The sequence below is a fragment of the Streptomyces mutabilis genome, from assembly GCF_046628145.1.
In the GTDB taxonomy this organism is placed as follows: domain Bacteria; phylum Actinomycetota; class Actinomycetes; order Streptomycetales; family Streptomycetaceae; genus Streptomyces; species Streptomyces mutabilis.
In genome coordinates this window covers 60,858-81,985 of the sequence record NZ_CP176875.1, presented here as the reverse complement: position 1 = coordinate 81,985, position 21,128 = coordinate 60,858, and the positions used below count along the sequence as shown (strand labels likewise).

Genomic DNA, 21,128 nt, shown 5'->3' with positions numbered 1-21,128 from the left:
TCCTTCGCGTCGATCACCCCAGGGTGTCAACGTTCCCTCGCGGTTCTCTCGCGGTTCCCTCGACGGTGGGCGGTCCGTCCGTCGAATGCGGCCGGAGCCATTCGGCGGGTCCCTCGCGGCGCCGTGCCGGAGCCATGCGCGGTGCCCGGTCCGCGCCGAGGACGGCCAGCACGTCGGCGACGGTGGCGTTCCGCGCGGTGCCGGGCAGATGGCGCAGCAGGCGGGTGCAGTGGGCCACGAGCAGGGCCGCGTCGGCGTCGGAGAGCCGGGCCCGGTCGTACAGGGCGGCCAGGGCCAGCGAGCCGTCGGCGAGGTGGTGGGCGAGCAGGGCGACGGGGAGGACGGTGTGCGCGCCGCCGGCCCGCTGCCGCTCGAAGCTGATGCCGGCGGCCGCCAGCCCGGCCCGCAGCTCGGCCGGCGGGCGGGGGACCGCCTCGACGGTCACCAGGCTCTCCAGCAGCCTGCCGGTCCGGGCGCCCGCCCACTGCTGCACCTGCCCGGCGGAGGTCCACTCGTAGGCGGCCATGTCCAGGGCCCGGTCGCGCAGCGTGGCCAGCAGGTGCGCCAGCCGGTGGGCGGGATCGACCTCGACGGTCATGGGCAGGCAGGTGCGCATCGGCCCCACCAGCCGCTCGACGGCGTCCAGGGGGATGCCGCGCCCCGAGGCGGTGACGCCGAAGCCGACCGTCACCGGCCCGCCGGTCCCGGCCACCCGGTACAGCAGCAGTGCCCACACCGCGTGCAGGACGCTGGAGCCGGACACCGCCCGGGTGCCGGCCCAGCGGTGCAGCCGTCCGGCCTCGGCGGCGCTCAGGCGGGCCTCGGCCCGGCCGCAGCCGCTCTGCCGGGTCGCGGGGCCGGGCAGGGCGGGCAGCAGCACGGGGCGCCCCGACGGCAGTGACCGGGTGAAGAAGTCCCGGGCCGCTGCCGGGTCCTGGCGTTCCAGCCAGCGGGCCCGGTCCCGGATGTCGGGCCTGCGTTCCCCGCCGGGCAGCACGCCGCCGGCCAGGTAGGCGCGACCGAACTCGTCCATCAGCACGAACGCGCTCCAGGCGTCCAGCAGCGCGTGATGGAAGGTGAGCAGCACCCGCGTGGCCGGTGGTCCGTCCGTCCGGGCGGAGCCGTCGTCGGGCAGGTCGAGGAGGGTCAGGCGCAGCGGGGCCGGCCGGCGCAGGTCGAAGCCGCGCAGCCGGTCGTGTTCGAGCAGGTCGTCCCAGTCGACGCTGCCCGCACGGTGGCGTACGACGTCGGCGCGCGCGTGATCGTGCAGCACGATGTGGGGGCCGGGCGGCAGGACGCGGGGGTCGGGCTGCCAGTCGACGGCGGTGCGCAGCACCGCTTCCCGGTCCATGACGGACTGCCAGGCGCAGGTGAAGCGTTCGGTGTCCAGCGGGCCGCGCCAGTCCCAGGTCACCTGCTCGACGTGCCGGCCGGTGTGCCGGTGCGCCAGGGAGTCGAGCAGTACGTCGTACTGCTGCCACGTCACCGGTACGGTCGGTCGCTGCTGCGCACGCCCGGAGGCGGTGCCGGCCGCTCGGCGGTCGGGCCACCGCCGGCGGCGTGGGCGGCTCGGCCTCGCCATCGGCGCCTCCTGTCGCATCCGCGTGCCTGCTGCCGTACGGGCCGCAGTTCACCGCGGTCCCGGGGGCGCCCGCCCGACGGACGCGCTGCTCCCGGGCACATCGTTCAGGAGTGCACCGTCATCGGCCTGACACCGGCCTGACGCGGCTTCACGTCCGCCACAGAACCGCCGCAGGCGTCGCCCCCGTCCGCCTCAGGGGAGCGGGTCGGGCGTGCCCTGGGTCATCGCGGACAGGAACCCCTTGTCGAGCATGGTCTGCACGGACATGTCACCCGCCGTGCTGAGCCCCGCGTCGTGGCAGGCCACGCTGAGCAGATAGCGGTCCAGCACCGAATGCGTGGCGAACCCCCACTCGCCGCGCGTGGCGGCGCTTCCGTCGGGGGCCTGCAGCCGGCCCCCGCGGCTGAAGCCGAACTCCTTGAAGCTGAGCCGCAGTCCCTGGCCGAGCGCCTTGCTGTACGCCTCCTTCAGCGTCCACAGCCGCAGCAGGTACGGGGCCCGCTCGGCCTCGGGCAGAGCGGCGACCTCGTCGGCCTCGGCGGGCGTCAGGATGCGGGCCTGCAACAGGTCCAGCCGTACGAACCGGTCGGCGAACTCCACGTCCACCCCGATCCGTCCGGTACGGCTGAGCCCCACGGCCATCACGTCGCCGGTGTGGGACAGGCTCACCTCGATCTGGTCGAAGCCGCGCAGATAGGGCCGGCCGCCCAGCCGGTAGCCCAGGTCGAGGTACTCGGGGGGAGTCTTCAGGGCGGCGGCGGCCGTGTACTTGATCAGCAGCCGGGCGGCGGCGAACCGGTGGCGTACGGCGGCGTCGGGGGTACGGCGGTAGCGGTTCCAGTCGGCCCCCAGCAGCTCCCGCAGGCGGGGCTCGGTCAGCACGCTGGGCAGCCACTCGGTCCACGTCGTGTACACCAGCGCGTTGCCGAGCTGCGCCAGGTTCTCCCGAACGCCGTGCCAGGGACCGGCCGGTCGCGGCACGTGGAGGGGCAGGGCACATCTGACCGGTTTCATCGTCCTCTCCCGTCGTGTCGTTGCGGGGCGCGCCCGCGGACGATGCCCCGGGCGGGCACGCCCGGTGCGGCGGGCGGGTGCGCCCGGGGTCGCCGGCCGGGTGCGTCGGGCGGGACGCGACGGCACACCGCGCGGGCCTCAGCCGGCCAGCCGCGTCGCGTACAGGTCGAGGCTGAGTCCCGTACGGCACCGCTCCAGCACCTCGGCCAGCACCGAGGACTCCGCCTCGGCGGGCACGTCCGGAACCTGGGCGCCGAGTCTCCTGGCCAGGCGGCCGAGCGCGACCACCGCCCAGGCCGGGCCCGCGAGGAAGCCGTCGCCCGCGGAGGCCCGGCCCTCCCACACCCCCAGGCACGCCGCGGCGGCCAGCACCAGCGCGTAGCGGTCGGCCAGGACGCAGGCCTGCGGGTCGAAGGCGGTGCCGTCCGCGCCGGGCAGCGCCGCGCACCGGGCGCGCAGCACCCGCAGCTCGTCGACGAAGGTCCGCGCGAGTCGGGCGAGGGCGGTGCGCAGCGGATCGCGCCCGCCCGTGCCGTCCAGCCGTCCGGCGACCGCGACGAGCGTCGCCGACAGCAGGTCGTCGGTGCCGGAGTGGGCGAGCCGGCGGTGGTCGAAGACGGGCAGCGGCGCGCCGGGGTCGAACAGCTCCGCGGGCGGCTCCGCGCTGCGGAACCAGACGGTGCGGGCCAGCGTGGACAGCTGGGGCACGATCACCGCCTGGCACAGGGCCGTACCGGAGTGCCCGAGGCCCGCCACGGGCAGGTCGCGGGCGAGCTTCTGGAAACCCCCGTAGTGGGGCCCGCGGTCGTATCCGCGGGCGCCGAGCACGGCGGCCATCTCGTCCAGGTCCTCCCGCAGCAGGTCCGGCATCGTGTACTTCACGGCCGCCGCCGGCACGTACGCGTCCCGCGGCGCCAGGCTGAGGGCGCGCAGGCCGGTCACGGCCATGGCGTCGCAGGCGAGCAGGTCGGCGAAGACCCCGGTGATCGCCTTGTGCCGGCGCCGCGCGGGCTGACCGCCGGGCCGGTTCTCGGTGGCCGCGCGCACGGCCTGCCGCAGGACGCCGTCCACGCAGGCGACGACCGTGCCGGGCACCAGGCAGTGGCTGATCTGGAAGCTGCGCAGGGCCAGGGAGACACCCTCGCCCACCGAGCCGACGACGGCCGAGGCGGGCAGGGCGACGTCGGTGAGTTCGATGCCGCAGAAGCGGGCGCCGCGCATCCCGGAGGTCTCCACGCGCCGGGACCGGCGCACCCGTCCCGAGACGGGCGGTTCGGGGCCGAGCAGCAGCACCGAGTGGCTGCCGGGGCCGTCCTGGGCGTCGGTGCGCGCGTACGTGACGAACACGTCGGTGCGGTCGGCGTTGATGACCGCGTCCTTGCGGCCGTTGAGCACGAAGCCGCCGTCCGGGGTGCGGGTGGCGGCCAGTTCGTTGCGCAGGATGGCGTTGGCGTGCGCGATCTGCCGGTGCACGATCGAGACCCGGCCGCCGCCCAGCAGCACCCGGGCGACGGCGCGTCGCTGGTCGTCGTCGCCCGCGGTCCACACCGACGACGCAGCGAACAGCGAGGTGATGCCGAAGCCGTAGCCGAGGGCGAGGTCGCGACGGAAGACGGGGCGCAGCACCCGGGCGAGCCGTTCCAGGTCGGTGAGGCGGCCGCCCAGGTCGTGCGGGACGAACTCGGCGCCCAGGCCGGCCTCGGCGAGCAGTGCCTCGGTGGCCTCGGGCACCGCGCGGGCGTCGTCGGCGCGCAGCAGCGCCAGTTGCCCGTGCGGGTTGCCGGGGTCGAAGGGATCGCCCAGCGCCGCCTCCAGGAAGGCGGCCTGCTCCGGTTCCCCGCCCGTGACGTGGGGGGCCTGCGTCGGTACGGCTTCGGCCGCCGTCCCCCGGGCGGCGGTCACAGGACCCGTACCGCGCTGGTGGCGTGGTGCGCGGCGCGGTCGAGGACGATCCGGGAGGCCCGGCCCAGTTCCTCGCGCAGGTGGCGGCGGGCGTCCTCGACGGTGGCCGCGGGCCCCAGGACCCTCTCGACGGCGTCCTCGCGCAGCAGCACGGTGTGCCGGGCGGTGACGTCCAGGCCGGAGGCGTCGGGCTCGACGGACCACTCGCCGGTGTGCGCGGCCATCAGCGGGGCGGTGCGGGTCTGCTTGTAGACGATCCGGCCGGCGCCGGGGAAGCACATGCGCACCGACTCGGTGTCGTGGGCGGTGCCGTCCCCGGTGGCGCTGCCCATGGCCATGACCTGGACGCCGGGGCTGTCCTCCGTCAGGCGCATGCTGTGCACGTGCGGCAGCCGGTCGGGCCAGTCGCCGGCCCGGTAGAGGAAGTCGAAGACGAGCTCGGGGGGCGCCTTGAGGCGGACGGTGTCCTCGAAGGACAGCACCAGGGCGTCCAGCCGGTCCCACCGTTCGGCGAGCCAGGCCAGCCGGTCCAGCTGGGCACGGCTGTTGGCGTGGGTGATCCGTTCCAGCCGGGCCACGTCCTCCGGGTCGTCGCCGGTGACGGTGAAGGCGTGCTCCAGGCTCACCCGGCAGCGGTCGCCGAGCGAGGTGACCGTCCAGACGCCGCGCATCGACTCCACCGGGGCGGCGGTGACGTCCTGGCGGAACTCCACACGGCGCCGCCCGACGTCCAGCCGGCGGCTGGAGACCCAGGAGGCGATCTCGTCGCCCGCGGCGGCCCACATGCGCAGCCGCTCATGGCTGCCGTCGAAGTCCAGCTGCTCGACGTGCAGGCAGGGCTGGAAGAACAGCGGCCAGTGAGAGGCATCGGCGATCAGCCCGTACAGCACGCCGGCCGGGGCCGATGCGGTCACCTCACACACCGCGCGGTGCACTCGCGAATCCGGCATCCTCACACCCCTTGTCGTCCGAAGCGGCTCCCGCGGCGGTCGGCGTCGCCGGGCCGGCCCGGCGGGTGCCGCCGTCCGCTGCGGCCGCGGCGGTCTGCGCCAGGCGCCGGCTGCCCGCCGACCGTGGCGCCGATGCTGTCCGGAACCGCTCGGGACCCGGCCCAGGGCGGCTCGGGTTCCGCTCGAACGCGTCGGCGCGGCAGGGGCGCGCGCGGCGCCGTCGGTGCCGGTGGGCCGTCCTTCGGGGCGGTTTCGCCCGCCAAGGCGCCGGCCGGGCGCTCGACGCGTGCCCGAGCCGCGCTCCGCCGCCGCCCGGCACCGCCTCGACCCCGGCGGCGCACGGTGGCCGCCGCACCCGGCGGAAGGGGAAACGACCATGAGGTGGCGAGACGCGTACTTCCCGTACCCCTGCCTACGCAGTGTGTGGAACAGCCTGGCCGCCTCCGGCGTGCTGCACCCGCTGGGGGACACCGCCCCCGGCCTCCCGGCGTACGACGACGCTCCGCCCGCGCGACAGGCCCGGCGGCCGGGCCCGACCGCGCCGGAGCGGCGCCCGGCACGCGAAGCACGGCAGGGCTCCGGCACCAGCACGGCCTGATCCCCGCCCCGGCACCACAGCGGTGCGGGCCCCGGGCCTTCCGGCCCCGGTCACAGTCCCGCCACGTCGCGGGCGGTGAGCGGGTCGAGGCGGTCGGCCCGGTTCCGGCACCACAGCGGTGCGGGCCCCGGGCCTTCCGGCCCCGGTCACAGTCCCGCCACGTCGCGGGCGGTGAGCCGGTCGAGGCGGTCGGCCAGGTCCCGCTGTTCGCGGGCGAGTCGCTCCAGCCGGTGCCGCAGCCAGGCGATCTCGTCGTGCAGCGGCCCCACGGGCCGGGCCGTCTCCCCGGTACCGGGACCCGGCTGCCCGCCGACCGCGGACAGCGGCCGGACGGCGGATCCGGACGCCGCGGGCGGCCCGGGAAGCCCGTGGTGCAGGATCGCCTCCATCCGGCCGCGCAGCACCGGGCCCGGTTCGATGCCCAGGTCGTGGACGAGCCGGCGGCGGACCCGCTCGTACGTGCCGAGCGCCTCGGCCTGCCGGCCGCTGCGGTACAGCGCGGTCATCAGCAGTTCGTAGAACCGCTCCCGCAGCGGGTGGGTGGTCGTCAGCTCCTCCAGCTCGCCGGTGATCTCCTGGGCCAGGCCCGCCCGCAGGCAGGTGTCGTACAGCGTCTCCAGGGCGACCAGCCGGTTCTCCTCCAGCAGGGCGGCCTCCGTCGAGCAGATGGTGCCGCGGCCGCAGCCCTCCAGGGCGGGGCCGCGCCACAGTGCGAGCCCTTCGCGCAGTACCTCCACCGCTCGGCCCGGGTCGGTGGCCGCCAGGGCGCGCCCCTCGGCGACCAGGCGGTGGAAGCGCTGGGCGTCGGTGGGGGCGCGGAGGCGCAGCACGTAGCCCAGGGGGCGGGTCACCAGCCACTCGTGGTGGGGTTCGCCCGAACCGGGCAGCGGCTGGGGCAGCAGACGGCGCAGCCGGGCCACATGGGCCTGCAGAGCGTTGGCGGCCCGGGCCGGCGGACGTTCGGCCCACAGCTCGTCGACGAGCCGTTCCGCGGGCACGACCTGCCCGGCCCTCACCACCAGCGCGCCCAGCAGGGCCCGCTGTTTGGCGCCCGTGGGCACGACCGACACGTCCACGCCGTCGTCGTAGATCTGGACCGGGCCAAGAATCCTGAACTCCATCTCGTCCTCACCGGGAATTTCGACGAGACCGCTTCCCCGGCGCACGGTAGTGTCCAGTAATTCGGAATGCCGCGTTCACCAGCATTCGGCAGGTCCGCGCGGACGGTGCCTCAAGGGTTTCTCGAGGGCTTTTCAGGCTGCCCGGCCCGTCGGCTCCGAGAACTCCACCCGGCAGGGGCGCCGATAATAGGCGCTGAGTACGCCCAGCAGCTGGGCATCGGGCAGTTCCGGCAGGAAGGTGCCCCGGTCCGGCCCCTGCCGGCCGGCTTTCCCGCTCGGTTCCCCACAGGCCGCCGACGCCCTCAGCCGGACCAGCAGCCCACGGGTGACCGGGTCCGCGCCGGCCGGGGGGACCGTACGCGCCGATTCTGTCTCCATGGCCGGAAACTAGCAGCGCCCGCCGTCCGGCGGGAGTCTTTTCCCCGTTCTTCAATGGTGGGCGGGTGTTTTGTCAGCCCCGTGTCAGCTGCCCGTCAGAGCCGTGATCAGAAGGCGGCTCAAGACATACTCGAACGAATCTGGGGTGCCGGTCTGCAATGGTTATGGCCTGCCTAGTGATCGGCCCGTGTAAATGACCCAGGAAACCGCGAAGCGACAGTATCTGAGGACTCGATCAGCACTCGGTCCGACGGCCGCCATCTCGGCACGGAGGTAATCATGAACATAAAAGTCCTGGGTGCGTTGAATGCCGAAGTCAACGGAATATCGATCGTGCCGACCGCGGGAAAACCCCGCCAGGTCCTGGCACTGCTCGCCCTGTACCCCGGCCGGGTCGTGCCGGTGCCCACCCTCATGGAGGAGATCTGGGGCACGGACCTGCCGCAGAGCTCCCTGACCACGCTCCAGACCTACATCCTCCAGCTGCGCCGCATGCTGGGCACCGCCATGGGACCGGACGTGCCGGGCACGGCCAAGGACGTGCTCGCCACCCGCTACGGCGGCTATCTGCTCCAGATCCCTTCCGAGACGGTCGACGTCTTCCGCTACGAGCGTCTGGTCGCCGAGGGACGGCAGGCCTTCGAGGACGGCGAGGACGCCCGCGCGGCCTCCCAGCTGCGCGAGGCGCTCGACCTGTGGGAGGGGCCCGCGCTGGTCGACGTACGCGTGGGTCCGGTGCTGGAGATCGAGGTGCTGCGGCTGGAACAGAGCCGCCTGGTCGCCCAGGAGCGCCGGATCGACGCCGATCTGCGGCTGGGCCGGCACGTCGAGCTGATCGCCGAGCTCACCGACCTGATCGCCCGTCACCCCCAGCACGAGGGGCTGCACTCCCAGGCGATGGTGGCGCTGTACCGCTCCGGCCGGCAGGCCGCCGCGCTGGACGTCTACCGCCGGCTGCGGCAGCGGCTGATCGACGAGCTGGGCGTCGAGCCCTCGCCGCAGTTGCAGCGGATGCACCAGGCGATGCTGGCGGTCGACCCGCGGCTGGACATCGTCGCGGGTCCCCGCCGCACGTCGACGTTCGACCTGTACGCCGCCTAGGTGCGCTGCCCGCGGAGCGCGGGTGGCGGCCCCCGGCGACGGGGCGCCGCACACGCCGGGTCGAGCGCCGCCCGAGCAGGGGTTGCTTAGCTCGTGTCACCCGGTGTGCGGCACGGCCGCCATCCGGCACCAAGGGCGGCGCTTCGAGCAGGACGTGCCAGGAGGAGGGGCGAGTGATGGCTTTCCGCACGGAGGTCGAGGAGGCGGGCGGAAGACCGGTCAGGCTGCACTGCCTGGCCCACGCGGGAGCGGGCGTGGCCAGTTACCGGCGTTGGCCGGCGGCGGTCGGACCGGCCGTCGACGTGGTGGCCCTGCCGCTGCCCGGCCGCGACAGCCGCCGCCGCGAGTCCCGGGTCACCGACCGCGCCGGGCTGCTGGCCGACCTGCTGCCGACCCTGCTGAAGGCCGCCGGGGAGGGCCCGTACGCGCTGTACGGGCACAGCCTGGGCGCGCTCGTCGCCTACACCCTCACCCGGGCGCTGGACGACGCCGGCGCTCCCGCACCGCTGTTCCTCGCGCTGGGCGCCTGTCTGCCGCCGCACGTGGCGACCGCCCTGGTGGGCGCGGCCGACCTGCCCGACGAGGAACTGCTGCCGCTGCTGGGAGACCTCGGTTCGCTGCCGCAGGGCGTCACCGCCTCGCCCGGCGGGCTGTGGCGGCGCAGCGTGCTGCCCGTGCTCCGCGACGACCTGCGGCTGGCCCGGTCCCTGCGCGAGGCGGCGCTGGACCCGATCGCCGGCGGGCCCGTCAGGTGCCCGGTGCTGGTCTTCGCGGGCAGCGACGACCCGCTGGCGGCGCCCGACTCCGTGCAGCACTGGCAGCGGTGGGCCAGCGGGCCGATCGTGCGGCACACCGTCACCGGGGACCACTTCTTCGCCGGGTCCGCGCAGGTGCCGCGGCTCGTCGGGCGGGCGTGCCGGGACCTGGTGGGCGCCGGAGCACGGGACAGCGGCCGATGAGACGCGTAGTGATCACCGGAGTCGGGGTCGTCGCACCGGGGGCGGTGGGCACCGGTCCCTTCTGGTCCCTGCTGACCTCCGGCCGTACCGCCACCCGCCGGATCACCCTGTTCGACGCCTCGACCCACCGCTCGCGCATCGCGGCCGAGGTCGACTTCGACGCCGCCGCGCACGGCTTCACCCCGGCCGACGGCGAACGCCTGGACCGGGCGGCGCAGTTCGCGCTCGTCAGCGCCCGCGAGGCGCTCGCCGACAGCGGACTGGGCGGGGCGGGTGATCCGCTGCGCCGCGGGGTGAGCCTGGGCAGCGCCATCGGCTGCACCACGGGGCTGGCCACTCAGTACGCCCTGCTCAGCGACTGCGGCAAGACCTGGGCGGTGGACCACACCCGGGCCGCGGACTGCCTCTACGACTACTTCGTGCCCTCGTCGCTCGTGGCCGAGGTGGCCAGGGACTGCGGAGCGCAGGGCCCGGTGGGTCTGGTGTCCAGCGGCTGCACCTCGGGCCTGGACGCGGTCGGGCACGGCTGGGAACTGGTCCGGGAGGGCAGTGCCGACGTGGTGGTCGCCGGTGGCACGGAGGCGCCGATCTCGCCGATCACCATGGCCTGCTTCGACCGCATCCGGCTCACCAGCCCGCGCAACGACGACCCGTGGACCGCCAGCCGGCCCTACGACCGCACCCGCGACGGCTTCGTGCTCGGCGAGGGCGCGGCCGTGGTGGTCCTGGAGGAGTTCGAGCACGCGCGCCGGCGCGGCGCCCGCGCCTACGCCGAGCTGTCCGGCTTCGCCGCCCTGAGCAGCGCGCACCACATGACGGGGCTGCGGCCGGACGGTCAGGAGATGGCCGGGGCAATCCGGGCCGCGCTGGACGAGGCCCGGCTGAACCCGGTCGACGTCGACTACATCAACGCCCACGGCGCGGGCACCCGGCACAACGACCGGCACGAGACGCACGCGTTCAAGGCGAGCCTGGGCGAGCACGCCCGCCGGGTCCCGGTCAGTTCCATCAAGTCGATGATCGGGCACGCGCTCGGCGCGGCCGGCGCCCTGGACCTGGTGGCCAGCTGCCTGGCCATCCAGCACGACACGGTGCCGCCGACGGCCAACCTGCACGAGCCCGACCCGTCCTGCGACCTCGACTACACCCCGCTGGTCGCCCGGGAGCAGCGCACCAGCACGGTGCTGAGCGTGGCCAGCGGGTTCGGCGGGTTCCACAGTGCCACGGTGCTCACCCGGCCGCGGCTGAGGGAGGCGGCGTGAGCGCCCCCGCGGAACCGGCACGGCAGGCCGTGATCACCGGTATCGGGGTCGCGGCGCCCAACGGCCTGGGCACGGAAGCCTGGTGGCAGGCGCTGCTGGAGGGCCGCAGCGGCATCCGGCCCCTCACCCGTTTCGACGCCTCCGGCTATCCGGTGCGCATCGGCGGTGAACTGACCGGCTTCGTCGACGAGGAGCACGTCCAGAGCAGGCTGCTGCCCGCGACCGACCGGGTCACGCGCATCGCCCTCGCCGTCGCCGGGGAGGCACTGGCGGACGCGGCCGTGGACCCGGCCGCGCTGCCGGAACACGGGGCGGGCGTGATCACCGCGAGTTCGGCGGGCGGCGCGGAGTTCGGGCAGCGCGGGCTCGCGGCACTGTGGTGCAAGGGCCCGCGGTACGTCAGCGCCTACCAGTCCGCCGCCTGGTTCCACGCCGCGGGCACCGCGCAGATCTCCATCCGGCACGGGTTGCGCGGTACGGGCTCGGCCGTCGTCAGCGAGCAGGCGGGCGGCCTCGACGCCCTGGCCCGCGCGCGGCGGCGGCTGCGCGCCGGGGCGAGCCTGATGGTCGCCGGCGGGGTCGACTCGACGCTGTGCCCGTGGGGCTGGGCCGCACACCTGGCGGACGGCCGGATGAGCCGGACCGCCGACCCGGCCCGTGCCTACCGGCCGTTCGACGCGGCCGCCGACGGACATGTGGTGGGTGAGGGCGGGGCGCTGCTGGTCCTGGAGGACGCCGGGTCGGCCGCCCGGCGCGGGGCGCGCGGTTACGGGATCGTCGCCGGCTGCGCGGCGACCTTCGACGGCCCGGACCGGCCCCGCCTGCGGGAGGCCGCCGAACTCGCCCTGCGCGACGCCGGGGCCGCCCCTGACGAGGTCGACGTGGTCTTCGCGGACGCGGCGGCGGACCCGGTGGCGGACCGCCAGGAGAGCACGGCCCTGCGCACCCTGTTCGGCCCCCGCGGCGTCCCGGTGACGGCCCCCAAGTCCATGACCGGCCGACTGGGCGCGGGCGGCGCCTCCCTGGACGTGGCGGCGGCCCTGCTGACCCTGCGCCACCGGCTGGTCCCCCCGACCACGGCGACCTCCCGCCCGGCCCCCGAACACGCCCTGGACCTGGTCACCGGAGCCCCCCGCTCCGTGCCCCGCCTGCGCACGGCCCTGGTGCTGGCCCGAGGGCGAGGCGGCTTCAACTCGGCCCTGGTGCTGCGGGCGGTGCCGTGACCCCCGCCGCCCACCCGCGCCGCGGGGAGGGTGGGCCGCTGCCGGACCGTCGCCCGTCGCGGCACCGCGTACGCACGCCGCGGCACCGCGTAGGCCCGGCGCCGTCGCGGTGTGCGCGACGGCGCCGGGCCGTGGGGGAGGCCGTGCGGGCGGCGTGCCGCGCGGTCAGTTCGTGCGGGCGACGAGCCGGCGGCCGGTGGCACCGGGGGAGGCCGGGGTCGTGGCCGTGGCCGGGGCCGGGGTCGTCGGGGCGTCGGGGCGGGCCACGAGTATCGAGCGCTGGAGCCGGCTGAGGGCGGCGGAGGGCTCCAGGCCCAGCTCGGAGACGAGCGTGGTGCGCAGCCGCTGGTAGACGTCGAGCGCCTCGCCGCGCCGCCCCGACCGGTGCAGCGCCAGCATGAACTGCCCGTGCAGGCTCTCGTGCATCCGGTACTGGTTGACCAGCACGGTCAGTTCCGGCAGCAGCTCACGGTGGCGCCCCAGCCGCAGATCGGCCTCGATGCGCTGGTCGAGAACGCACAGCCGGGCCTCCTCCAGCCGCTTGACCTCCATGTCGATGCGGCTGCCGGCCTGGATGTCGGTGAGCGCCGGCCCCGCCCACAGCGACAGCGCCTCGGCCAGGCGGCGGGCGGCCCCGGGGTAGTCCTCGGCGTCCATGGCCCGGTAACCGGCGCCCGCCTGGCGCTCGAACTCGCGGAAGTCGATGCTCCCGGAGCGGGTGTCCAGGCGGTAGCCGCCGGGGACGGTGGCGAGGATGTCCTTGGGGCTGCACCGTTCGTTCTCGCCCTGGGCGAGCGCCTCGGCGAGCAGCTCCCGCAGTTGCAGCACGTACGTCTGGAGCGTGGTGCGCGCGCTGCGGGGCGGTCTGCTGCCCCACAGTTCCTCCACCAGCGAGGTCACGGGGACCACCTGGTCGGCCTGGAGGGCCAGCAGGGCCAGGACCTGCCTGGGCTTGGGCGCCGTCGGCACGATCGACACCCCGTTCTCGCGCACCGACAGCGCGCCCAGCACTTCGATGTCCATATTGTCCCCCACGAGTTCAGGCCGGAGACCGGCCCTCGGCCTACGCGCTGCCGCTGCGGTCCGGTGCCCTGCTTGTCATCCAACCCCTTGATAAAAAAACGGCGCGGTCGGTTTGTCAACACAGAACGGCCACACGATGCCTTGAGTGGCGATATCCGGCCAGCTGTTCCTCGAACGTGAGTCCGCTTGACCTGAGCCTGAACAGGAAGAATCTCCGGGTCGTCCCCGAGTTCCGCTCGAGCGGGGCGTTGAGCACCGAAAACATGAAGCCACCGAACGGCTGGATCCGGACAGCCGGGAACGTGGGCGACCGCCGCTTCCCTGCGTGCGTCCGCCAGGACGGGGCGCCCGGTGTCCACTTCCGGACATGCGGGCGCCGGGAAACCGGCCATTGGGGCAAGATGAAAAATACCGGATGGTCGAGTGAATTCTTCTGGGAGGCTGCTAGCGTCGGCCCGCGGAGCGGAAGGACCCCTCGGGCCGGACCCGGGCGGCCACGGCGTCGGACGCCAGCGTGGGCAGCAGCAGCCGCCAGAACTCCGTGACCGTGCCCGGGGCCAGCCACGCCCTGTCCCTGACCCCGAGGACCTCGAACCCCACCGTCGCCGCCACCACGGCGGAGACCACCCGTCCCACCGTCACGCCCTCGCGCAGCTCACCGCTCTCCTCGCAGCGCCGCGCCTGCCGCTCGACCCGGTCGCGCCAGGACATCCGCAGATCGGTGTGCGGCTCCCGGGCCGCCTCGCCGCTCAGCTCGAACCCCGCGCGCAGCACCACGTCGTCGCGCAGGGCCTCGGCGAGCCGGTGCGTGGCGTCGACGAGGTGCTGGAGCCGGCTGGTCCCGAGGTGGCCGGTGTCGGGCGCGACGGTCCGCAGCACCGTCGCGGCCGCCTCCTCGACGGCGTCCGCCAGCGCCGCCTTGCTGGCGAAGTGGAAGTGCAGTGCGCCGCTGCTCACCCCGGCCCGTGAACTGATCCGGGTGAGCGAGGCGACCGTGAAACCGTCCTGGTCGAACGACTCGGCCGCCGCCCGGATCAGGGCTTCACGTGTGCGCACCGCACGTTCCTGCTTGGCCATTGACTGCTCCGTTACTGAGGTGGGTTGCCGTGCTTGCGCGAAGGCACGTCGGCCTGCTTGGAGCGGAGCATCGTCAGGGAACTGATGAGCACCTCGCGGGTCTCGGCGGGGTCGATGACGTCGTCGACGAGGCCGCGCTCGGCCGCGTAGTACGGGTGCATCAGCTCGGCCTTGTACTCCTTGACCATGCGTTCCCGCGTGGCGCCCGGGTCGTCGGCCTCGGCGATCTGGCGGCGGAAGATGACGTTGGCCGCGCCCTCGGCGCCCATCACGGCGATCTCGTTGGTGGGCCAGGCGTAGGTGAGGTCGGCGCCGATGGACTGGGAGTCCATGACGATGTAGGCGCCGCCGTACGCCTTGCGCAGGATCAGGGAGATGCGCGGGACGGTGGCGTTGCAGTAGGCGTAAAGGAGCTTGGCGCCGTGGCGGATGATGCCGCCGTGCTCCTGGTCGACGCCGGGCAGGAAGCCGGGGACGTCGAGGAGGGTGAGGATCGGGATGTTGAAGGCGTCGCACATCTGGACGAAGCGGGCGGCCTTCTCCGACGCCTCGATGTCCAGGACGCCGGCCAGGGCCTGCGGCTGGTTGGCGACGATGCCGACGACCTGGCCGCCGAGGCGGGCCAGGGCGCAGATGATGTTGCGGGCCCAGCGCTCGTGGACCTCCAGGTACTCGCCGTCGTCGACGATCTCCTCGATGACCTTGGTCATGTCGTACGGCCGGTTGCCGTCCGCCGGGACCAGGTCCAGCAGGACGTCGGACCGCCTGCTCTGGGGGTCGGTGCACGGCACGCAGGGCGGGAAGGCGCGGTTGTTCTGCGGGAGGAGGGAGAGGAGGTAGCGGACCTCGGCGAGGCAGGTCTCCTCGTCGTCGTACGCGAAGTGCGCGACGCCGCTCGTCTCGGCGTGCACGTCCGCGCCGCCGAGCCCGTTCTGGGTGATCTCCTCACCGGTGACGGCCTTGACCACGTCGGGCCCGGTGATGAACATCTGCGAGGTGTCGCGGACCATGAACACGAAGTCCGTGAGGGCCGGGCTGTAGGCCGCGCCGCCCGCGCACGGGCCGAGCATCACGCTGATCTGCGGGATGACCCCGGACGCCTTGGTGTTGCGCTGGAAGATCCCGCCGTACCCGGCCAGCGCGGAGACGCCCTCCTGGATACGGGCACCCGCACCGTCGTTGAGCGAGACCAGCGGGGCACCGGCCGCGATGGCCATGTCCATGATCTTGTGGATCTTCGTCGCGTGGGCCTCGCCCAGCGCACCGCCGAAGATCCGGAAATCATGCGCGTAGACGAAGACCGTACGGCCCTCCACCGTGCCCCAGCCGGTGATCACACCGTCCGTGTACGGCTTCTTGGCCTCCAGGCCGAACCCGGTCGCCCGGTGCCGGCGCAACTGCTCGACCTCCCGGAACGACCCCGGGTCCAGAAGCAGCTCGATACGCTCCCGCGCCGTCAGCTTCCCCTTGGCGTGCTGCGCCGCCGTCGCCTTCTCGCTCGGTCCGGCCAGAGCCTCCGCCCGCACCAACCCCAGCTCGGCCACACGCTCGCGCGTGGTCGCCGGCTCCGCGGAGACCCGAGGATCGTCATTGATGACCGTCACTGGACAACTCCCTCCTCGCGGTGCGGCCGGCGGTGTCCTTCAACAGACAACAAACCGTTACGACGGTTTGTTAGTGGCGCGCACACGAATGTACCAGGGCGAGAACTCCCTGGATCTACTGCCAGTTGTAGGGGGAGCGGTACGCCTCGAGGGCCCGTTCAGGGCTCCACAGCGGGAACTCGGGCGTCTGCTCGGGGTCGGTGTCCGGGCCCGGCGCGGCCAGCAGCGAGACCAGCACGACGGTGACCGCGGCCAGCTCTTCCGGCGTGGCCCGGCCCCGCTCCACTCGAAGTACGGCGTCCGTGCTGCTCATCCGGGCGGCTCCCCCCTCGTCGGAACTCCCGCAACCGTCGGCCACCCCGCTCAAGAGCCGCTCTCGGCCCGGTCGAGGCACGTCGGCCGACCGCCGCACCCCGGGCCGGGTGGCACCGCTCCGGCCCGGAGCGGTGCCACCCGGCCCGGGGAACGCGGTGACCTGCGCCGACGCCTGAGAACCACGGCCGGGCAGGAGAGGGCGGCCGGGGCGGTTCGAGCCGGGCCGAGCGGACCTCCTCCCTCCGTCCGGCACCGCTCGAGAGGCCCGTGCTGAAGTCGGCGCAGCCGCGCGCGCCCCCGCCCTCCCCGGCGCGGCTCGCCGGCGGGAGGGCGGGGGCGCGCGCCACCGTCACCCCTCACGGTGGCTCCGTCGAGCAGGGGCGCGCTCCTCGATGAGGGGGGGAGGCGCCCCGGTCCACGGGCGGGTGATGCCGACCCGTTCGGGAGCCCACCGGGGTTCTTGTCAGGCACCACGCCGTACGGGCACCACGCCGTACGGGCACGACGGCACGGTTGCGGGTGGGCGGCGGAGCACCGGGTACGAGCCGCTCGGCGCGGCGGACGTCAGCCCCCGAGCAGCACCGGCAGCGAGCGGTACCCGTGGAGCATGAAGGTGGGCATCGGCTGGAGGTCGGCCGGCGCGCAGGCCAGGGCCAGGTCCGGGAACCGCCCGAAGAGTTCGGCGAGGGCGACACCGGCCTCGATCTCGGCGAGCGGCGCCCCGAGGCACCGGTGCGTGCCGTGCCCGAAGCCGAGGTGGCCGCCGCGCCGCTCCCGCAGCAGGTCGAAGCGGGCGGCGTCCGGCCCGTGCCGCTCCGGCTCCAGACCTCCTCCGTGGAACGCGACGATGATGGGATCGCCCTGCTTGATCAGCACTCCGTCCAGGTCGATGTCCTCGACGGCGTACCGCAGGGGTGCGAACGCCGGGGGCGTGTGCACGCGCATGGTCTCGTCGATGACGTCGCTCCAGCCGGCACGGCCGGCGCGTACGTGCTCCAGCTGCTCGGGCTGCGTCAGCAGCGCGGCGACGGCGTTGGTGATCAGGACGGAGGTGGTGTCCTGACCCGCGGCGATCATCATGAAGAGGGTGCCGAGAAGTTCGTCCTCGGAGAGGCGGTCCCCCTCGTCCCGCGCCTCGATCAGCGAGGTGGTCAGATCGTCACCGGGCTCCTCGCGCTTGGCCATGACGAGCTCCGTGAGCAGCTCGTAGGCACGCAGGCGCGCGGCGGCCACCTCCTCGGCGGCGAGGGTGCTGCAGAACACCGTGTGCAGGGCGGCGCTCAGTTCGTCGGTGGCGGCGCCCCGGGGCACTCCGTACAGCTCGCAGATGACCCTGAGCGGCAGCAGGTCGGCGTAGGAGACGCGCAGGTCGACCGGGGTTCCGGCCGGTACGCGGGCCAGGTCGTCGATGAGTTCCGCCGCGATCCGCGCGACCTTGGGCCGCTGGTCGTGCGACCGTCTCGCGGTGAAGGCCCCGGCGATCAGCCGGCGCAGCCGGGCATGGTCCTCCCCGTAGGAGAAGAGCATGTTCTCGTTGGCCGCCCACGGGTACAGCGGCCATTCCTGGGTGATCTCGCCGGCGATGAACGCGGGCCAGTGCTTGCGGGCGTCACGGGAGACGCGGCGGTCCGTGAGCAGCCGCTCGACGTGCTCCTGTGCCACCACCGCCCAGGCGAGGACTCCGCCCGGCAGTTCCACCTGTACCGCGGGTCCCTGGCCCCGCAGCATCGTCGCTTCCGCGGCGAGGTCTCGCCCCGCCACGTCCAGGGTGTGAGGACAGGCTGTCGGTGTCATCGGAACTCCCCCCAAATGGGCTGTGCCCAGTGTGTGTTTCGACGTGTCCGTACGCGCCCGGCCCCGCACCGCGTGGTCCCGGCCGGCCGGTGCCTGCCCGGCGGGGGCCTCGGCCTCGTCAGTCGACGCGCAGTGCTTCGGCCTCCTGACGCAGTTTCATGGCCTGCTCATACACGCGGGCGCCGCGGTCCGGCGCCATGTCGAGCTGGATGAGCACGGCCGGTACCGCGATGCTCGACATCAGATGCCGCTCGACGGAGGCCACGCGTTCCGCGAGGTCGGCATGCCCCGTCATGATCTTCGACAGGATCTGGGCCCCGGTGAAGGCCGCCACGAACACCCGCGCGGTGTCCTGGACGTCGACGTGGGGCAGGACCTCGCCGTTCGTCTTGGCCCGGTCCAGCAGCGCGACATTGTGGTCGATCCAGCCGGCCATCGGAATCCTCCGGTCCAGACCGTCCTGCGGGGACCCCTGCTCGACGGTCAGCCTGATGCTGCCGCGCACCAGTGGATCCCCCAGCGTGAGCATGTGGGAGAGCAGGAAGGTGGCGTCCAGGCCCTCCTGGAGGGCCAGCTCCTGCGGGGCAGGTTGCGGCATGGAGCCGAGCTGGTCGGCCAGGACCTCCTGGGCCAGCTCCTCCTTGGAGGAGAAGTGGAAGTACAGCGCTCCCTTGGTGACGTTGGCCCGCTGGTGGATCTCCGAGATCGTCGCCGCCTCGTACCCGACCTCGGCGAAGACCGCGGCGGCGGCGACCAGGATCGAATGGCGTGTCCTGACCGCGCGTTCTTGCAACGCCACGGATCACCTCCGCTTGCGGGACGAGTACTCAAAAGAAACCGGCAGGTTCGTATCCTCCCATCGACTCAAGGGAGGATCAAGCGACCTGCGCGGCGAGTGAAATGCACGGATATGGCCTCTTCTCCAGATGCTGACCTGCCAAAGAAACCCCACAGGCGGTTTCTGTTCACTCCGGCTCCTCCTCATGACGGCTGCATATACCGGTCCTCTCCCTACCTGAATCGGGCATTCCGCTACCGGGGCGATGCTGAACAAGTGGAGAACTTGTACAAACGCAGTCACTCTTTGCTCACTGATGGCTTGTAAGAAAACCGGTAGGTCAGTATCTTCTTGCCCCGCCGCACGGCATCTCTTCTGGATCTGCGACTAGGGGGAGAGGACCATGGTCCTTCTGACAGTCCAGCCCGAGAACCACTCCGCAGCGTCAGGCGTCAGGCTCGTGCTCCCGGAGCAGCGCCGCCCGGAGGGCCCGCGCCTCGGGGAGCCGGCGCCGAGCCGCTTGGCACCACCCGCTCCCACGCCCGCCCAGGAGCTGGCCCGCCTGCTCTTCGACCAGGACGGCGAGCGCCACCGCGTGCACGCCCCCTGGCGCCGGCTCATCGCCGACGAAACGTTCCGTCATCGGGCGGGTCTCTCACCCGCCGAGCAGGTGGCCCAGTCCTACGAACGCCTCCGGCTGGTCAACGACACCGTGGGCGACGCCGAGCGGCTGGCACGCGATCCGCACCTGCTGACCAGCCTGCACGAGTGGGCCGCGATCGTGGACGGCGGCGGGGGCCTGTGCACGGTGGCCAGCATCCACTACAACCTGTTCCTGGGCAGCCTCCTGGACCACGGCGACGACGGCCGCCGCGACCTGACACCGTTCACGTCCCTGCGGCGCACCGGAACGTTTCTGTGCACCGAGCTGGAGCACGGCAACGACAGTTTCGCGCTGCAGACCACCGCCGAGTTCGACCCGGACGCGGGGGAGTTCGTCCTGCACACCCCGCACCCCGGCGCCCAGAAGTTCATGCCCAACACCAGCACCACGGGCGGGCCGAAGTCCGCCGTGGTCGCCGCCCGCCTCATCGCCGACGGCCGGGACCAGGGGGTCTTCCTCTTCCTCACCCCGCTCAGCGACGAACGGGGGCTGCTGCCGGGCGTCAGGGTCCGCCGGCTGCCCGTCCGCCCCGGCGCGCCCGTCGACCACTGCCTGACCGCCTTCGACCGGGTGCGCCTGCCCCGGGAGGCGCTGCTGGAGGCGGAGCACGGCCGGTTCGACGACAGCGGCGCCTTCACCAGCACGTTGGGCAACCATCGCAAGCGGTTCCTGTGCTCGATCCAGCGGGTCACCGTGGGCAAGTTGTGCATGAGTGCGGCGGCGGTCGGGGCTTCGCGGGCCGCGTTGTCCGTTGCTGTCCGATACGGGGAGCGCCGTCAGGTGAGTGGTCCGCGGGTGGGTGACCGTATCCCTGTCAATTCTTATCGCACCCATCACGGCAGGCTGTTGAAGGCCTTGTCCACGGCGTACGGCATGACGTTCCTGCACCGGGCGGTCACCGCCCGCTGGGCCCGGCACACAGATGCCGACCGGGCGGACGTGGAGCGCGAAGCGGCCGTCGCCAAGGGCTGGATCACCTGGCAGGCCCGCGGTATCGCGGCCGAGTGCCGTGAACGGTGCGGGGCCCAGGGGCTGTTCGCGGTCAACGGCCTGGCCGGCTTTCCCGACTACATCGAGGGGACGATCACTGCCGAGGGGGACAACCTGGTGATCTGGGCGAAGGCGGCCGCTGAGCTGGTCTTCGACGGGGACACCGGCGGCCGGGAGGCTCCGACCGCCCCGGCCGGAGACGCCGACCAGCTGGACGACGTCCGTTTCCTGCGCCACCTGCTGGCCCGCGCGGAGGGCATATGGCAGACCCGGGCCCGTGCGTCGCTGCGCCGGGGTCCCTCGAAGGACCCGGTAGGCCGCTGGAACAACGCCTCCTCGGCCGCCCTGGAGATGGTGTCGGTGCACGCCGCGGTGCGCGCGGCCGATGCCTACCTCGACGCGGTGGACCGGGCCGCGCAGTCCGGGGCCCGCGAGCTGCTGGACGGCCTGTGCCGGCTGTTCCTGCTCACCCAGCTCGGCCCGTACACCGGTGACCTGCTCGCGGACGGCCACATGAGCATCGAGCAGGTCCACGCCCTGCCCCTGGTCCTGGACGGGGTGGTGGCCGGCCTCGCGCCGCACATGATGACGCTGGTCGACGCCTTCGACCTGCCGGAGGCGTACCTGGCCGGGGTGCCCATCGCCAACGGCGACAGCCTCCCTCTCGCCGACTGCGCGGGCACGGTCGGCTAGGGCCTGTCCGGCGGATCAGGTCGCACGAGGGACTCGGCGCCTTATCGACGCAAGTGAGCGGGGGCTGGTGCGTGCAGCTGCAAGGCGGAGTAGGGCGTCG

At 73.6% G+C, this 21,128-nt stretch carries 17 protein-coding genes; 6 read left to right on the top strand and 11 right to left on the bottom strand.

From position 1 onward, the window contains the following. Nucleotides 1–13 precede the first annotated feature (13 nt). From ACLIN4_RS36445 to ACLIN4_RS36430, 4 genes are all read right to left on the bottom strand, one after another. Nucleotides 14–1,486: a condensation domain-containing protein gene (locus ACLIN4_RS36445; RefSeq protein ID WP_179342552.1), complete on the bottom strand. Its 1,473-nt coding sequence runs from the start codon at nt 1,484–1,486 to the stop codon at nt 14–16. Nucleotides 1,487–1,774: 288 nt separating this feature from the next. Continuing rightward, a complete protein-coding gene (locus tag ACLIN4_RS36440) occupies nt 1,775–2,596 on the bottom strand; it encodes a 4'-phosphopantetheinyl transferase family protein (RefSeq protein ID WP_100044750.1) in 822 nt (273 codons plus the stop codon). A gap of 138 nt (nt 2,597–2,734) precedes the next feature. Next, nucleotides 2,735–4,498, bottom strand: coding sequence for an acyl-CoA dehydrogenase family protein (locus ACLIN4_RS36435; RefSeq protein WP_411576820.1), 1,764 nt, complete (start codon nt 4,496–4,498; stop codon nt 2,735–2,737). Further along, on the bottom strand, nt 4,495–5,412 hold the full coding sequence (locus ACLIN4_RS36430; protein ID WP_307653639.1) for an aromatase/cyclase: 918 nt from the start codon (nt 5,410–5,412) through the stop codon (nt 4,495–4,497). The genes ACLIN4_RS36435 and ACLIN4_RS36430 overlap by 4 nt, the downstream gene beginning before the upstream one ends. A gap of 412 nt (nt 5,413–5,824) precedes the next feature. On the opposite strand from ACLIN4_RS36430, the gene ACLIN4_RS36425 reads away from it, so the two are divergent. After that, complete coding sequence (locus ACLIN4_RS36425; protein WP_411576819.1) at nt 5,825–6,046, top strand: hypothetical protein; 222 nt, start codon at nt 5,825–5,827, stop codon at nt 6,044–6,046. 146 nt (nt 6,047–6,192) lie between these two features. On the opposite strand, the gene ACLIN4_RS36420 is transcribed toward ACLIN4_RS36425, so the two are convergent. After that, entirely contained in the window at nt 6,193–7,212 is a 1,020-nt protein-coding gene (locus ACLIN4_RS36420) for an AfsR/SARP family transcriptional regulator (protein WP_307653640.1), read from the bottom strand. A 612-nt stretch (nt 7,213–7,824) separates the two neighbouring features. Between ACLIN4_RS36420 and ACLIN4_RS36415 the strand changes: the two genes are divergently transcribed. The 4 genes from ACLIN4_RS36415 (at nt 7,825) to ACLIN4_RS36400 (ending at nt 12,090) form a co-directional block, all read left to right on the top strand. Beyond that, entirely contained in the window at nt 7,825–8,646 is an 822-nt protein-coding gene (locus tag ACLIN4_RS36415) for an AfsR/SARP family transcriptional regulator (protein WP_100044747.1), read from the top strand. A 176-nt stretch (nt 8,647–8,822) separates the two neighbouring features. After that, nucleotides 8,823–9,605 carry a thioesterase II family protein gene (locus tag ACLIN4_RS36410; protein WP_107480364.1) on the top strand — a complete coding sequence of 261 codons (783 nt, stop codon included), beginning with the start codon at nt 8,823–8,825 and terminating at the stop codon, nt 9,603–9,605. Further along, on the top strand, nt 9,602–10,867 hold the full coding sequence (locus ACLIN4_RS36405) for a beta-ketoacyl-[acyl-carrier-protein] synthase family protein (protein WP_307653641.1): 1,266 nt from the start codon (nt 9,602–9,604) through the stop codon (nt 10,865–10,867). Before ACLIN4_RS36410 ends, ACLIN4_RS36405 begins: the two co-directional genes overlap by 4 nt. Beyond that, complete coding sequence (locus tag ACLIN4_RS36400) at nt 10,864–12,090, top strand: ketosynthase chain-length factor (protein ID WP_107480366.1); 1,227 nt, start codon at nt 10,864–10,866, stop codon at nt 12,088–12,090. Before ACLIN4_RS36405 ends, ACLIN4_RS36400 begins: the two co-directional genes overlap by 4 nt. Nucleotides 12,091–12,255: 165 nt before the next feature. Here ACLIN4_RS36400 and ACLIN4_RS36395 read toward each other — a convergent pair whose 3' ends face one another. The 6 genes from ACLIN4_RS36395 to ACLIN4_RS36370 form a co-directional block, all read right to left on the bottom strand. After that, nucleotides 12,256–13,113, bottom strand: coding sequence for an AfsR/SARP family transcriptional regulator (locus ACLIN4_RS36395; protein WP_309057832.1), 858 nt, complete (start codon nt 13,111–13,113; stop codon nt 12,256–12,258). A gap of 444 nt (nt 13,114–13,557) precedes the next feature. Further along, nucleotides 13,558–14,169, bottom strand: a complete 612-nt coding sequence (locus ACLIN4_RS36390) for a ScbR family autoregulator-binding transcription factor (protein ID WP_309057833.1) — start codon at nt 14,167–14,169, stop codon at nt 13,558–13,560. Nucleotides 14,170–14,201: 32 nt separating this feature from the next. Further along, on the bottom strand, nt 14,202–15,794 hold the full coding sequence (locus ACLIN4_RS36385; protein ID WP_411576836.1) for an acyl-CoA carboxylase subunit beta: 1,593 nt from the start codon (nt 15,792–15,794) through the stop codon (nt 14,202–14,204). Between the two features lie 115 nt (nt 15,795–15,909). Then, a complete protein-coding gene (locus tag ACLIN4_RS36380; RefSeq protein ID WP_100049828.1) occupies nt 15,910–16,107 on the bottom strand; it encodes an acyl-CoA carboxylase subunit epsilon in 198 nt (65 codons plus the stop codon). Nucleotides 16,108–16,673: 566 nt separating this feature from the next. Beyond that, nucleotides 16,674–17,903, bottom strand: coding sequence for a cytochrome P450 family protein (locus tag ACLIN4_RS36375; RefSeq protein WP_289911844.1), 1,230 nt, complete (start codon nt 17,901–17,903; stop codon nt 16,674–16,676). Nucleotides 17,904–18,021: 118 nt separating this feature from the next. Further along, nucleotides 18,022–18,702, bottom strand: coding sequence for a ScbR family autoregulator-binding transcription factor (locus ACLIN4_RS36370; RefSeq protein WP_107477318.1), 681 nt, complete (start codon nt 18,700–18,702; stop codon nt 18,022–18,024). A 382-nt stretch (nt 18,703–19,084) separates the two neighbouring features. Between ACLIN4_RS36370 and ACLIN4_RS36365 the strand changes: the two genes are divergently transcribed. Continuing rightward, nucleotides 19,085–21,028 (top strand): acyl-CoA dehydrogenase, encoded by a 1,944-nt coding sequence (locus tag ACLIN4_RS36365; protein WP_381943941.1) that lies wholly within the window; start codon nt 19,085–19,087, stop codon nt 21,026–21,028. Nucleotides 21,029–21,128 lie beyond the last annotated feature (100 nt).